The sequence below is a fragment of the Actibacterium ureilyticum genome (assembly GCF_002285435.1).
GTDB lineage: Bacteria > Pseudomonadota > Alphaproteobacteria > Rhodobacterales > Rhodobacteraceae > Actibacterium_C > Actibacterium_C ureilyticum.
This window is the reverse complement of the sequence record NZ_NSBT01000006.1, coordinates 26,171-39,637: the sequence shown is the minus strand read 5'-3', so window position 1 is coordinate 39,637 and position 13,467 is coordinate 26,171. Positions and strand designations below refer to the sequence as shown.

The following is a 13,467-nucleotide window of genomic DNA, read 5'->3' as shown; positions in this document are numbered from 1 at the left end:
TTCGCGCAATTTCAACAAGATCAGGACTGTTTGACATGGCCAGACCCAAGATTGCGCTGATCGGCGCAGGTCAGATCGGGGGCACGCTTGCCCATCTTGCCGCGATGAAGGAACTGGGGGATGTGGTTCTCTTCGATATCGCCGAAGGTGTTCCCGAGGGCAAAGCGCTCGATATCGCCGAATCCGGACCGTCCGAAGGGTTTGACGCACGCCTGAAAGGCACCCAGAGCTATGCCGATATCGCGGGCGCCGATGTCTGCATCGTGACCGCCGGTGTGCCGCGCAAGCCGGGCATGAGCCGCGACGACCTGCTGGGCATCAACCTGAAAGTCATGAAAGCCGTCGGCGAAGGCATCCGCGACAACGCGCCCGACGCGTTCGTGATCTGCATCACCAACCCGCTGGACGCGATGGTCTGGGCGCTGCAGCAATTCTCGGGCCTGCCCGCAAACAAGGTCTGCGGCATGGCCGGCGTTCTGGACAGCGCGCGTTTCCGCCACTTCCTGAGCCTGGAATTCGACGTGTCGATGAAGGACGTGACCGCCTTCGTTCTGGGCGGCCATGGCGACACGATGGTGCCGCTGGCCCGCTATTCCACCGTCGCCGGCATCCCGCTGCCCGACCTGGTGGAAATGGGCTGGACAACGCAGGAAAAACTGGACTCGATCATCCAGCGCACCCGTGACGGCGGCGCCGAGATCGTGGGCCTGCTGAAGACCGGTTCGGCCTTCTATGCGCCGGCCACCAGCGCCATCGAAATGGCCGAAGCCTATCTGAAAGATCAGAAGCGCCTGCTGCCCTGCGCGGCTTTCTGTGACGGCGAGTTCGGGCTGGACGGCATGTATGTGGGCGTGCCCACCATCATCGGCGCCGGCGGGATCGAAAAGGTCGTCGACATCAAGATGAACAAGGACGAGCAGGCCATGTTCGACAAGTCGGTCGACGCGGTCAAAGGCCTGGTCGAGGCGTGCAAGGGCATCGACGGCAGCCTGGCCTGATCGACCCGATCACCAACGGAATACGTAACGCCGCCCCAACCGGGCGGCGTTTTCTTTTGCCCACGCCCGGCGCAAATGCTTGGCATTCGCTTTAAAACGCGTTTCAATTTTCCCAAATTCCCTTGATTCCCGGGGCCGGTCCCGCCGCGGGACATATTTTGTGATCACACTTTTCAAGCCCGTGATCACAAAAGGCGGAAAATTGCCACCCTGACCCGGTTGTGAGCGTAAACAGGTTTCATCTGCCCCAAAGCCCGTGCCACAAGGCAAGGGAGAGGAACCAACACGGGACAGTTTCATGAACATTCATGAATATCAGGCGAAGGCATTGCTTCGCGACTATGGCGCCCCGGTCTCGGATGGCCGCGTCGTTCTGAAAGCCGAAGACGCCAAAACCGCAGCCGGCGAAATGGGTGGACCGCTCTGGGTGGTCAAGGCCCAGATCCACGCGGGCGGCCGCGGCAAGGGCAGCTTCAAGGAAGCCGAGGCTGGCGAAAAAGGCGGTGTCCGCCTGGCCAAGTCGGTCGAGGAAGCCGCAGAGGAAGCGAAAAAGATGCTGGGCCGCACCCTGGTCACGCATCAGACCGGCCCGGCGGGCAAACAGGTCAACCGCATCTATATCGAAGACGGTTCGGGCATCGAGACCGAGCTTTACCTGGCCCTGCTGGTGGATCGCCAGACCAGCCGCATTTCCTTCGTCTGCTCGACCGAGGGCGGCATGGACATCGAGGAAGTCGCCGCCGCGACCCCCGAAAAGATCCTGAGCTTCAGCGTCGACCCCGCGACGGGTTACATGCCGTTCCACGGCCGCCGCATCGCCTTTGCCCTGGGGCTGGAAGGCGCGCAGGTCAAGGAATGCGTCAAGCTGATGGGCATCCTCTATAAGGCCTTCGTCGAGAAGGACATGGAGATGCTGGAAATCAACCCGCTGATCGTCACCGATGCGGGCAGCCTGAAGGTTCTGGACGCCAAGCTGGGCTTTGACGGCAACGCGGTCTATCGCCACCCCGACATCGCGGAACTGCGCGACACGACCGAAGAGGACCCCAAGGAACTCGAAGCGTCGAAATACGACCTGAACTATATCGCGCTGGACGGCGAGATCGGCTGCATGGTGAATGGCGCGGGTCTGGCCATGGCGACGATGGACATCATCAAGCTGTACGGCGCCGAACCCGCCAACTTCCTGGACGTGGGCGGTGGCGCCACCAAGGAAAAGGTGACCGAGGCGTTCAAGATCATCACCTCGGACCCGAATGTCAAAGGCATCCTGGTCAACATCTTCGGCGGCATCATGCGCTGTGACGTCATCGCCGAGGGCGTTGTCGCCGCGGTCAAGGAAGTCGGCCTGCAGGTTCCGCTGGTCGTCCGCCTGGAAGGCACCAATGTCGACAAGGGCAAAGAGATCATCAACACCTCTGGCCTGAACGTCATTGCCGCCGACAACCTGTCGGATGGTGCGGAGAAAATCGTGAAAGCGGTGAAGGGGTAAGATCGATGGCCATTCTCGTAGACGAAAACACCAAGGTCATCTGTCAGGGCTTCACCGGCTCGCAGGGCACCTTCCACTCGGAACAGGCCATCGCCTATGGCACCAAGATGGTCGGCGGCGTGACGCCGGGCAAGGGCGGGCAGACCCATCTGGGCCTGCCGGTCTTCAACTCGGTGCACGAGGCCAAGCATGTGACCGAAGCCAACGCGTCGGTCATCTATGTGCCCCCGCCCTTCGCCGCGGATTCGATCCTGGAAGCGATCGATGCCGAGATGGAGCTGATTGTCTGCATCACCGAAGGCATCCCGGTGCTGGACATGATGAAGGTCAAGAAAGCGCTCGAAGGCAGCGCGTCGCGCCTGATCGGCCCGAACTGCCCCGGCATCATCACGCCCGACGCGTGCAAGATCGGCATCATGCCCGGCCACATCCACAAGCGTGGCTCGGTCGGAGTTGTCAGCCGGTCCGGCACCCTGACCTACGAGGCCGTCAAGCAGACCGCCGATGCGGGTCTGGGCCAGTCGACCGCCGTGGGCATCGGTGGCGACCCGATCAAGGGCACCGAGCATATCGAGGTGCTGGATATGTTCCTGTCCGATGACGAGACCCAGTCGATCATCATGATCGGCGAAATCGGTGGCTCTGCCGAAGAGGAAGCCGCCGAATTCCTGGCCAACGAGCGCAAGAAGGGCCGCTGGAAACCCACCGCGGGCTTTATCGCCGGCCGCACGGCGCCTCCGGGCCGCCGCATGGGCCACGCGGGCGCCATCGTCGCCGGTGGCAAGGGCGGTGCCGACGACAAGATCGCGGCCATGAAAGAGGCCGGCATCGTCGTCGCCGACAGCCCCGCGGGCCTGGGCGAAGCCGTACTGAAAGCGATTGGTTAAGAGCCAACCGATCCGGGCCTGACAGGGCTCGGATCACACAAAAAGGCTTGGCCCCGGATGGGGCCGCATTTTGGGAACAGCCTTCAACGGGAGACCGCAATGACCGAACACAGCCCCAACGACGTCTTCCATGCCTCCAGCTTCATGCAGGGGCATAATGCCGAATACCTGGAACAGATGTATGCCCGCTATGCCAGCGACCCCAATGCGGTTGACGCGGCGTGGCAGGAGTTTTTCCGCCAGCTGGGCGATGCCGAGCTGGACGTGAAGGCCGAGGCGCAGGGCCCCAGCTGGGCGCGCGCCGACTGGCCGCCGCAACCCAATGACGATCTGACCGCCGCGCTGGACGGGCAGTGGCCCGCCGCGCCCGAGGCGAAGGCCGCCGGTGACAAGATCAAGGCCAAGGCCGCCGAGAAGGGGGTCGAGGTCTCGGACGCCCAGATCAAGCGCGCCGTGCTGGATTCGATCCGCGCGCTGATGATCATCCGCGCCTATCGCATCCGGGGCCATCTGGTGGCCGATCTGGACCCGCTGGGCATGCGCGATCAGACCCCGCATCCCGAGCTGGACCCCAAATCCTATGGCTTCACCGATGCCGACATGGATCGTCCGATCTTCATCGACAAGGTGCTGGGGCTGGAAATGGCCTCGATGCGGCAGATCATCGAGATCGTGCAGCGCACCTATTGCGGCACTTTCGCGCTGCAATACATGCATATTTCCGACCCCGAACAGGCCTCGTGGCTGAAAGAGCGGATCGAAGGCTTCGGCAAGGAAATCGCCTTTACCCGCGAGGGGCGCAAGGCGATCCTTAACAAGCTGGTCGAGGCCGAGGGCTTCGAGAAGTTCCTGCACGTCAAATACATGGGCACGAAGCGGTTCGGCCTGGACGGGGGCGAGGCGCTGGTGCCCGCCATGGAACAGATCATCAAGCGTGGCGGCAGCCTGGGCGTGAATGACATCGTCATCGGCATGCCCCACCGCGGCCGTCTGTCGGTTCTGGCCAACGTGATGAGCAAGCCTTACCGCGCGATCTTCAACGAATTCCAGGGCGGCAGCTTCAAGCCCGAGGATGTGGATGGATCGGGCGACGTGAAATACCACCTGGGCGCCAGTTCCGACCGTGAGTTCGACGGCAACAAGGTCCACCTGTCGCTGACCGCGAACCCCAGCCACCTGGAGGCGGTGAACCCCGTCGTCCTGGGCAAGGCGCGCGCGAAATGCGACCAGAACAACGACCCCGAACATCATTCGGTGATCCCGGTGCTGTTGCATGGTGACGCGGCCTTTGCCGGTCAGGGTGTCGTGGCGGAATGTTTCGCCCTGTCGGGCCTGCGCGGTCACCGCACCGGCGGCACGATCCACATCGTGGTGAACAACCAGATCGGCTTTACCACCGCGCCGCATTTCAGCCGTTCGTCCCCCTATCCCACCGACAACGCGCTGGTGGTCGAGGCGCCGATCTTCCACGTCAATGGCGACGACCCCGAGGCCGTGGTTCACGCCGCCAAGGTGGCGACCGAATTCCGGCAGAAATTCCACAAGGACGTGGTCATCGACATGTTCTGCTATCGCCGGTTCGGTCACAACGAGGGCGACGAGCCCATGTTCACCAACCCGGTCATGTACAAGCGGATCAAGACCCACAAGACTACGCTTCAGCTTTATACCGAGCGGCTGGTGCAGGACGGGCTGATCCCCGAGGGCGAGATCGAGGACATGAAGGCCGCCTTCCAGGCGCATCTGAACGAAGAGTTCGAGGCCGGCAAGGAATTCAAGCCCAACAAGGCCGACTGGCTGGACGGGCGCTGGTCGCATCTGGACCGCGAGGGCGAGGATTATCAGCGTGGCGAAACCTCGATCTCCGAGGAAACGCTGCAAGAGATCGGCACCGCCCTGACCCGCGCGCCCGATGGCTTTCCGCTGCACCGCACGGTCGGGCGTCTGCTGGACACCAAGAAAGAGATGTTCGCCAGCGGCGAGGGCTTCGACTGGGCCACGGCCGAGGCGCTGGCATTTGGCAGCCTGCTGACCGAAGGCTACCCGGTGCGTCTGGCCGGTCAGGACAGCACGCGCGGCACCTTCAGCCAGCGGCATTCGGCCTTTATCGATCAGGAGACCGAAGAGCGTTACTATCCGCTGAACCACATCCGCGAGGGCCAGGGCCGGTACGAGGTGATCGACTCCGCGCTCAGCGAATACGCGGTGCTGGGTTTCGAATACGGCTATTCGCTGGCCGAACCCAACGCGCTGGTGATGTGGGAAGCCCAGTTCGGCGATTTCGCCAACGGCGCGCAGATCATGTTCGACCAGTTCATCAGCTCGGGCGAACGCAAATGGTTGCGGATGTCGGGTCTGGTGATGCTGCTGCCCCACGGGTTCGAGGGCCAGGGCCCCGAGCACAGCTCGGCCCGGCTGGAACGCTTCCTGCAAATGTGCGCCGAGGATAACTGGATCGTCGCCAACTGCTCGACGCCCGCGAACTATTTCCACATCCTGCGCCGCCAGCTACACCGCGACTTCCGCAAGCCGCTGGTGCTGATGACGCCGAAATCCCTGCTGCGCCACAAGCTGGCCGTCAGCACGTCCGACGAATTCACCACCGGGTCGTCCTTCCACCGCGTGTTGTGGGACGATGCCGAACAGGGCAATTCCGAGGTCACGCTGGTCGAGGACAAGAAGATCAAGCGCGTGGTGATGTGTTCGGGCAAGGTCTATTACGACCTGCTCGAGGAACGCGACGCGCGCGGCATCGACGACATCTATCTGCTGCGGCTGGAACAGTTCTATCCGTTCCCCGCGATCAGCCTGGTCAAGGAGCTGGAACGGTTCAAGCAGGCTGAAATCGTCTGGTGCCAGGAAGAGCCCAAGAACCAGGGCGCCTGGTTCTTCGTCGAACCCAATATCGAATGGGTCCTGACCCGCATCAAATCGAAACACCCGCGCCCGCGCTATGTAGGCCGGAATGCCTCGGCCTCGCCCGCGACCGGTCTGGCCGCCGCGCACAAAGCACAACAACAGGCGCTCGTGAACGAAGCGCTGACGATCGAAGGGAAATAAGACCCATGTCCATTGAAGTACGTGTTCCGACCCTGGGCGAAAGCGTGACCGAGGCAACGGTCGCCACCTGGTTCAAGAAGCCCGGCGATACCGTCGCGGTCGACGAGATGCTGTGCGAGCTGGAAACCGACAAGGTCACGGTCGAGGTTCCCAGCCCCGCCGCCGGGACGCTGGGCGAGATCGTCGCCGCCGAAGGCGATACGGTGGGGGTGGACGCCCTGCTGGCCACGATCGCCGAAGGCGCCGGTGCCGACACCGCCAAACCCGCCGCCACCGACAGCGCCGAAGCCGCGCCCGCCGCAGCCGCAGGCGGCAAATCGGTCGATGTCATGGTGCCCACGCTGGGCGAATCCGTGACCGAAGCCACCGTGTCGACCTGGTTCAAATCCGTGGGCGATACCGTGGCCCAGGACGAGATGCTGTGCGAGCTGGAAACCGACAAGGTCTCGGTCGAGGTTCCGGCCCCCGCTGCGGGCACACTAACCGAAATCGTCGCCCCCGAAGGCACCACCGTGGACGCCACCGCCAAGCTGGCCGTGCTGTCCACCGGTGACGGCGCCGCCGCTGCGGCCCCTGCCGCGCCTGCGGCCGCACCCGCCCCGGCCACCAGCGGCAAGGACGTGGAAAACGCGCCCTCGGCCAACAAGATGATGGCCGAAGCGGGCCTTTCGGCCGATCAGGTCCAGGGCTCGGGCCGCGATGGCCGCGTGATGAAGGAAGACGTGCAAAAGGCCCTGGCCGCCGGTGCCACAGCCGCCGCCGCGCCCGCCCCGGCTGCCGCCCCGCGCGCGCCGGTGCCCGCCGACGACGCCGCCCGCGAAGAGCGCGTCAAGATGACCAAGCTGCGCCAGACCATCGCCAAGCGCCTGAAGGACAGCCAGAACACCGCCGCCATGCTGACCACCTATAACGAGGTGGACATGACCGAAACCATGGCCCTGCGGAAGGAATACAAGGACCTGTTCGAGAAGAAGCACGGCGTCCGCCTGGGCTTCATGTCCTTCTTCACCAAGGCCTGCTGCCACGCCCTGAAAGAGGTGCCCGAGGTCAACGCCGAAATCGACGGCACCGACATCGTCTACAAGAACTTCGTGCATATGGGCATCGCCGCGGGCACGCCGCAGGGGCTGGTCGTTCCGGTCATCCGCGACGCCGACCAGATGTCCTTTGCCGAGATCGAGAAGGCCATCGCCGAAAAAGGCAAGCGCGCCCGCGACGGAAAGCTCAGCATGGCCGAAATGCAGGGCGGCACCTTCACCATCTCGAACGGCGGTGTCTACGGCTCGCTCATGTCCTCGCCCATCCTGAACCCGCCGCAATCGGGTATCCTGGGCATGCACAAGATCCAGGACCGCCCGATGGTCATCAACGGCGAGATCAAGATCCGCCCGATGATGTACCTGGCGCTTTCCTACGACCACCGCATCGTCGACGGCAAAGGCGCCGTGACCTTCTTGGTCCGCGTGAAAGAGGCACTGGAAGACCCGCGCCGCCTGCTGATGGATCTGTAAGGTGGGTTCCGACCCGTCGGAAATCAAAATCAAGCCCGGCGACGTTCACGACGTCGCCGGCGCCACACAGATCTACCGCGCCCTTAACGGCGACCATGAACCAGACGCGCCAAATGCACGGCATTGGCTGCGCCCCAACTGCATCACGGGCTATCAACGTCCGCAACCAGCCCGAAAAATTGCGGTCAGAACAGAAAAACCATGACCCCCGAACTCACCGCCCTCACCCTCGCCGCCCTGCTGCAAGTCCTGCAATTCCTGGCCTATTCGATCACCGCCAACATGCAGGTCGGCCCTAAAACCGCAATGGGCCCACGTGACACACCGGTGCAACTGACGGGGCTGGCCGGACGGCTTCAACGGGCCATGAATAACCATTTCGAGGGGCTGATCCTCTTCACCATCGCCGTTCTGGTCACCACCCTGTCGGATCAGGCCACGCCCTATACCGCCAGCTGCGCCTGGGTCTACCTGGCCGCCCGCGTGGCTTATGTCCCGGCCTATGCCCTGGGTCTCAGCCCCTGGCGGTCGCTGATCTGGGGCGTCGGGTTCTTCGCCACCGTGGCGATTCTGCTGGCCGCACTTCTATGACCTTCATTGTTCCCAAAATACTCTCGGGGGTGAATTGGCCACAGGCCAAGAGGGGGCGGAAAGCCCCCTGCCCCGCCCGACACACCGCGCACCCGCGCGCACCGCAACAAACCAGACCATAGGAGATACCCATGGCAGACTATGATGTGATCGTAATCGGCGGCGGCCCGGGCGGCTATGTCTGCGCCATCCGCTGTGCCCAGCTGGGGCTGAAAACCGCCTGTGTCGAAGGGCGCGAGACCCTGGGCGGCACCTGCCTGAACGTGGGCTGCATCCCGTCCAAGGCGCTGCTGCACGCGACCCATTCCCTGCACGAGGCCGAGCACAACTTCGCCACCATGGGGCTGAAGGGCAAATCGCCCAGCGTCGACTGGAAACAGATGCTGTCCTACAAGGATGACGTGATCGGCCAGAACACCAAGGGCATCGAATTCCTGTTCAAGAAGAACAAGATCGACTGGCTCAAGGGCTGGGGCTCGATCCCCGCCGCCGGTCAGGTCAAGGTGGGTGACGAGGTGCACAACGCCAAGAACATCGTGATCGCGACGGGGTCCGAGGCATCGTCGCTGCCCGGGGTCGAGATCGACGAAAAGGTCGTCGTGACCTCGACCGGCGCGCTGGAACTGGGCAAGATCCCCAAGAAGCTGGTCGTGATCGGCGCCGGTGTGATCGGGCTGGAAATGGGCTCGGTCTATGCCCGGCTGGGGGCCGAAGTCACCGTGGTCGAATTCCTGGATCACATCACGCCGGGCATGGATGCCGAGGTTGCGCGCAGCTTCCAGAAGCTGCTGAAGAAACAGGGGCTTGACTTCATCCTGGGCGCCGCTGTGCAAAAGGTCGACGCGACCAAGACCAAGGCCAAGGTCACCTACAAGCTGCGCAAGGACGACAGCGAGGCGACGCTCGAAGCCGATACCGTTCTGGTCGCCACGGGCCGCAAACCCTTCACCGACGGGCTGGGCCTGGACGCGCTGGGGGTCGAGGTTCTGCCCCGCGGCCAGATCAAGACCGACGCCCATTGGGCCACGAATGTCAAAGGCGTCTATGCCATCGGCGATGCGATCGAGGGCCCGATGCTGGCCCACAAGGCCGAGGACGAGGGCATGGCCGTCGCCGAAGTCATCGCCGGCAAGCATGGCCATGTGAATTACGACGTCATCCCCGGCGTGATCTATACCGCCCCCGAGGTCGCGAGCGTTGGCAAGACCGAGGAACAGCTCAAGGAAGAGGGTCGCGCCTATAAGGTCGGCAAGTTCAGCTTCATGGGTAATGCCCGCGCCAAGGCGGTGTTCCAGGGCGAGGGTTTCGTCAAGCTGCTGGCCGACAAGGACACCGACCGCATCCTGGGCGCCCATATCATCGGCCCGGCTGCGGGTGACCTGATCCACGAGGTCTGCGTCGCGATGGAATTCGGCGCCTCGGCTCAGGATCTGGCGCTGACCTGCCACGCCCACCCGACCTATTCCGAGGCGGTGCGCGAAGCCGCGCTGGCCTGCGGCGACGGGGCGATCCACGCCTAACTGATCAGGGCGCATCCCGACGGATGCGCCCACACTTGGGGTGCTGTCGCCGCCTGACCATGCAAATACGCAAATCGGCCGAAACTACGCCACCCCGTAACGCGGCCCCTCAGATTGACAGGTCAGCAGCAATCGCCGAAGCCCCCGATCCCGAACACGCAGACTGCGCGGGGCTAAGACGCGGGCCTTTGCGTATCGTGTGTTGCTCGAGCAGCGCGCATCCTTTCACGGATGTACTCTCTCACAGTCCGCGCTAATGTGCATTCAACGCTTCGTATCGAAAGAGGTTCGCATGGAACGCGGTCATATCCTTATCACCGGCACCGGCCGAGCGGGCACAACCCTGCTTGTACGGATTTTCACCAGGCTGGGTCTGGATACTGGTTTCACTCAGGAAGACATCGCCGAAATCGAAAAGCGCGAAGGCAAAGCAGGTTTGGAAAAGAACCTGAAATTCGCGAAAAAGCGAAAGCTGCCCGAAATCATTAAAAGCCCGCACGCCACTGACAATCTGCGCGACTGTCTGGAAGAGAGCTGGTGCAAGATTGATCATTGCATCATCCCCATCAGGGAATTGGCAATAGCTGCAAGAAGCCGCGACTTGGTGCAAAAACGGTCTAACGCGCGGCCCGAAGAATCTGTCCCCGGAGGGTTTTGGAAAGCGACGAGTCTGGAAGGACAGGAGGCCGTTCTTGCGCGACAGCTCTTCAACGTGATTTATCCCTTGGCGGCATATGAAATCCCTACAACCTTTCTTGCCTTTCCGAAGTTCGCAAAAGATCCGCAGCATTTTATGAACGCGCTTGGACCCTTGCTGAAACAGCGTTTTGGAAAGTCCGAGGCGGAAATCATGGAAGCCTATCGTAAGGAGGTCCGGCCAGATTTCATCACCGCTGAACGCTCCTGAATTCAGCGCTGTACTTAAACCCGCCTGCGTCGCTCCTGCGAAGGTCAAGCGGCCTTACGGTGGGTTCACCTCCCTGAGCGGCTCAGTTGCAAGTTGATCGTGCCGCCCGTGTGTTTGGCATTCGCGCCTTTTGCGTTCGGTCACACCGCCCGTTTTTCCGCGATATAGGCCGCCACGCGGGCCTGTTGCGCCTTGTCCAGCTTCAGGCCCAGCTTGGTTCGCCGCCACAGGAAATCCTCGGCCGTGCACACCCATTCCCGTGCCATCGCCCAGTCGACCTCGCGCGCGGTGATGGTCGCGCCAAAATCCTCGCCCAGCGCGGCCTGGTCCGGGGCATCGGCCAGAAGCACCCAGGCCTCGGTCCCATAGGCGCGGATCAGGCGGCGCGCCCAATCGGGCGTCAGAAAGGGGTAATCCGCCTGTAGCCGGCGGATCTGATCCCCCACACCATCCACGGGAAAATCCCCCCCCGGCAGGGGCACGCCCGCCGTCCACGGCCCCGGCACACCATCCAGCTGTGTCGCGATCCGGTCCAGCGCGGCCTCGGCCAGTTTGCGATAGGTGGTGATCTTGCCGCCGAACACGTTCAACAGCGGCGCGCCGCCGGTGGTGTCCAGCTTCAGCACATAGTCCCGCGTCGCGGCAGTGGCCGAACTGGCGCCATCGTCGTAAAGCGGCCGCACCCCGGAATAGGTCCAGACGACATCGGCGGCGCCTATCGGCTGGGCGAAATATTGCGATGCAAAATCAATCAGATAGTTTTTCTCCTCCGGCGTGCAGACGGGCGGCGCGTTGGGGTCCTGGTGATCCTGATCGGTGGTGCCGATCAGGGTGAAATCCCCCTCATACGGGATCGCGAAGATGATGCGCCCATCGGTGCCCTGGAAGAAATAGCATTTGTCGTGATCGAACAGGCGCCGGGTCACGATATGGCTGCCGCGGACAAGGCGCACGCTTTCGCGGCTGTTGGCGCGCACGGTGTTGCGGATGATATCGCCCACCCAAGGGCCGCCCGCGTTGACCAGCATCCGCGCGCGCAGCACCTGCTGTGCGCCGCCCCGGTCCACCGTCACCTGCCAGATGCCATCGGCGCGTTCGGCCGATACCACACGGGTACGGGTCATGATCGTGGCCCCACGCGTAGCGGCATCGCGGGCGTTCAGGACGACAAGGCGCGCGTCCTCGATCCAGCAATCGGAATATTCATAGGCCTTGTGGAACTTGGGCTTCAGCGGCGCGCCCGCCGGGTCGCGGGTCAGGTCCAGCGTTGCGGTGCCGGGCAGGATCTTGCGCCCGCCCAGATGATCATACAGGAACAGGCCCAGCCGGATCAGCCACGCGGGGCGCCGCCCCTTCATCCACGGCATGAACGTGGTCAGCAGGGCCGAGGTCGGCGTGCCGCCTTCGAACCGCATATCGGGGTGATAGGGCAGCACGAACCGCATCGGCCACGCGATATGCGGCATGGCGTGCAACAGGACCTCGCGTTCGATCAGCGCCTCGCGCACCAGACGGAATTCGAAATATTCCAGATAACGCAGCCCGCCATGAAACAGCTTGGTCGACGCGCTGGAGGTGGCCGAGGCCAGGTCGTTCATTTCCGCCAGCGCAACGCTCAGCCCGCGCCCCGCCGCGTCGCGGGCGATGCCGCAGCCATTGATGCCGCCGCCGATGATGAACAGGTCGTGGACCTGATGTTCAGTGCCGTTCGATTGGCCGTGCATGGCTTTCATCTGCTACCAGGATTTCTGTATCGCCGTGCCGGGCTGCGTCCCGAAATGGCGCGGGGGGCTCGCGGTCGGTGATCATGTAGTCCAGATCGCCGATCTCGCAGATCCGCACCGGCGCGGTGCGTTCGAACTTGCTGATATCGCAGACCAGGATTTTCGTCCGCGCATTGCGCAAGATCGCGCGGGCGACCGACACCTCGCGCGCGTCGAAATCCAGCACCGCGCCATCGGGATCCAGCGCCGAGGCCCCGATCACCGCGAAATCGACCTTGTAGCGCGAGATGAACTCGACTGCGTCCTGCCCGACAATCGCGCCATCGGTGGTGCGCACGGCCCCGCCGACCAGGATCAGCTCGCGCAGCGGGGTGCCGATCAGCGTATTGATGATGTTGATATTGTTGGACAATACGACCAGCCCCTTATGCCCGACCAGCGCGCGCGCCACCTGTTCGGTGGTGGTGCCGATATTCAGCGTGATCGAGCAATTGTCGGGGATCAGCGAGGCGGCGAGGCTGGCCATCGCCTCTTTCTGGGTCGCGCGCAGCTGCTGGCGCTCGTGATATTCGCGATTCGCCACGGACGCGATCCGCTTGGCCCCGCCATGGGTCCGCACGGCCAGCCCACGGTCGCACAGCTCGCCCAGATCGCGCCGGATCGTCTGGCTGGTCACGTCGAATCGCAGGGCCAGATCCTCGGTCTCGACACGGCCTTCACTGCGCAGCAATGAAAGGATTTTCTCCTGTCGCGCCGTCAGATCCATGCACCTCTCCC

The 13,467-nt window shown here is 63.3% G+C and carries 12 protein-coding genes; 9 read left to right on the top strand and 3 right to left on the bottom strand.

Translation table 11 applies throughout. The annotated features are described in order from the left end of the window. Positions 1–35: 35 nt before the first annotated feature. The gene (gene mdh / locus CLM60_RS00215; protein WP_036561338.1) at positions 36–998 is read left to right on the top strand and encodes a malate dehydrogenase; all 963 of its coding nucleotides are present in this window, start codon (positions 36–38) and stop codon (positions 996–998) included. 9 nt (positions 999–1,007) lie between these two features. On the opposite strand, the gene CLM60_RS20780 is transcribed toward mdh, so the two are convergent. Continuing rightward, the gene (locus tag CLM60_RS20780; protein ID WP_176473741.1) at positions 1,008–1,304 is read right to left on the bottom strand and encodes a hypothetical protein; all 297 of its coding nucleotides are present in this window, start codon (positions 1,302–1,304) and stop codon (positions 1,008–1,010) included. Here CLM60_RS20780 and sucC point away from each other — a divergent pair. The 8 genes from sucC (at position 1,297) to CLM60_RS00180 (ending at position 10,966) form a co-directional block, all read left to right on the top strand. Beyond that, on the top strand, positions 1,297–2,490 hold the full coding sequence (gene sucC / locus CLM60_RS00210; protein WP_095587257.1) for an ADP-forming succinate--CoA ligase subunit beta: 1,194 nt from the start codon (positions 1,297–1,299) through the stop codon (positions 2,488–2,490). The two genes, CLM60_RS20780 and sucC, sit on opposite strands and share 8 nt — an antisense overlap. A gap of 5 nt (positions 2,491–2,495) precedes the next feature. Next, the gene (sucD, locus tag CLM60_RS00205; RefSeq protein ID WP_095587256.1) at positions 2,496–3,377 is read left to right on the top strand and encodes a succinate--CoA ligase subunit alpha; all 882 of its coding nucleotides are present in this window, start codon (positions 2,496–2,498) and stop codon (positions 3,375–3,377) included. Positions 3,378–3,476: 99 nt separating this feature from the next. Then, positions 3,477–6,437, top strand: a complete 2,961-nt coding sequence (locus CLM60_RS00200) for a 2-oxoglutarate dehydrogenase E1 component (protein ID WP_095587255.1) — start codon at positions 3,477–3,479, stop codon at positions 6,435–6,437. Positions 6,438–6,442: 5 nt separating this feature from the next. Continuing rightward, positions 6,443–7,948: a 2-oxoglutarate dehydrogenase complex dihydrolipoyllysine-residue succinyltransferase gene (gene odhB, locus CLM60_RS00195; protein WP_095587254.1), complete on the top strand. Its 1,506-nt coding sequence runs from the start codon at positions 6,443–6,445 to the stop codon at positions 7,946–7,948. A gap of 1 nt (position 7,949) precedes the next feature. After that, positions 7,950–8,153 carry a hypothetical protein gene (locus tag CLM60_RS20580; protein ID WP_141246430.1) on the top strand — a complete coding sequence of 68 codons (204 nt, stop codon included), beginning with the start codon at positions 7,950–7,952 and terminating at the stop codon, positions 8,151–8,153. Continuing rightward, entirely contained in the window at positions 8,150–8,539 is a 390-nt protein-coding gene (locus tag CLM60_RS00190; protein WP_095587253.1) for an MAPEG family protein, read from the top strand. Before CLM60_RS20580 ends, CLM60_RS00190 begins: the two co-directional genes overlap by 4 nt. 131 nt (positions 8,540–8,670) lie before the next feature. Then, positions 8,671–10,059 (top strand): dihydrolipoyl dehydrogenase, encoded by a 1,389-nt coding sequence (gene lpdA, locus CLM60_RS00185; protein WP_095587252.1) that lies wholly within the window; start codon positions 8,671–8,673, stop codon positions 10,057–10,059. Between the two features lie 292 nt (positions 10,060–10,351). Beyond that, the gene (locus tag CLM60_RS00180; protein WP_095587251.1) at positions 10,352–10,966 is read left to right on the top strand and encodes a hypothetical protein; all 615 of its coding nucleotides are present in this window, start codon (positions 10,352–10,354) and stop codon (positions 10,964–10,966) included. A 140-nt stretch (positions 10,967–11,106) separates the two neighbouring features. Here CLM60_RS00180 and glpD read toward each other — a convergent pair whose 3' ends face one another. Together glpD and CLM60_RS00170 are read right to left on the bottom strand one after the other, a co-directional pair. Beyond that, positions 11,107–12,699: a glycerol-3-phosphate dehydrogenase gene (gene glpD, locus CLM60_RS00175; protein ID WP_245848070.1), complete on the bottom strand. Its 1,593-nt coding sequence runs from the start codon at positions 12,697–12,699 to the stop codon at positions 11,107–11,109. Continuing rightward, positions 12,665–13,456, bottom strand: a complete 792-nt coding sequence (locus tag CLM60_RS00170; protein ID WP_095587249.1) for a DeoR/GlpR family DNA-binding transcription regulator — start codon at positions 13,454–13,456, stop codon at positions 12,665–12,667. The genes glpD and CLM60_RS00170 overlap by 35 nt, the downstream gene beginning before the upstream one ends. Positions 13,457–13,467: the final 11 nt, after the last annotated feature.

What these genes read in the sequence shown, in the direction of transcription:
- mdh (WP_036561338.1), top strand. Translation starts at nt 36, where the DNA reads ATGGCCAGACCCAAGATTGCGCTGATCGGCGCAGGTCAGATCGGGGGC.
- sucC (WP_095587257.1), top strand. Translation starts at nt 1,297, where the DNA reads ATGAACATTCATGAATATCAGGCGAAGGCATTGCTTCGCGACTATGGC.
- CLM60_RS20780 (WP_176473741.1), bottom strand. Translation starts at nt 1,304, where the DNA reads ATGTTCATGAAACTGTCCCGTGTTGGTTCCTCTCCCTTGCCTTGTGGC.
- sucD (WP_095587256.1), top strand. Translation starts at nt 2,496, where the DNA reads ATGGCCATTCTCGTAGACGAAAACACCAAGGTCATCTGTCAGGGCTTC.
- CLM60_RS00200 (WP_095587255.1), top strand. Translation starts at nt 3,477, where the DNA reads ATGACCGAACACAGCCCCAACGACGTCTTCCATGCCTCCAGCTTCATG.
- odhB (WP_095587254.1), top strand. Translation starts at nt 6,443, where the DNA reads ATGTCCATTGAAGTACGTGTTCCGACCCTGGGCGAAAGCGTGACCGAG.
- CLM60_RS00190 (WP_095587253.1), top strand. Translation starts at nt 8,150, where the DNA reads ATGACCCCCGAACTCACCGCCCTCACCCTCGCCGCCCTGCTGCAAGTC.
- lpdA (WP_095587252.1), top strand. Translation starts at nt 8,671, where the DNA reads ATGGCAGACTATGATGTGATCGTAATCGGCGGCGGCCCGGGCGGCTAT.
- CLM60_RS00180 (WP_095587251.1), top strand. Translation starts at nt 10,352, where the DNA reads ATGGAACGCGGTCATATCCTTATCACCGGCACCGGCCGAGCGGGCACA.
- glpD (WP_245848070.1), bottom strand. Translation starts at nt 12,699, where the DNA reads ATGAAAGCCATGCACGGCCAATCGAACGGCACTGAACATCAGGTCCAC.
- CLM60_RS00170 (WP_095587249.1), bottom strand. Translation starts at nt 13,456, where the DNA reads ATGGATCTGACGGCGCGACAGGAGAAAATCCTTTCATTGCTGCGCAGT.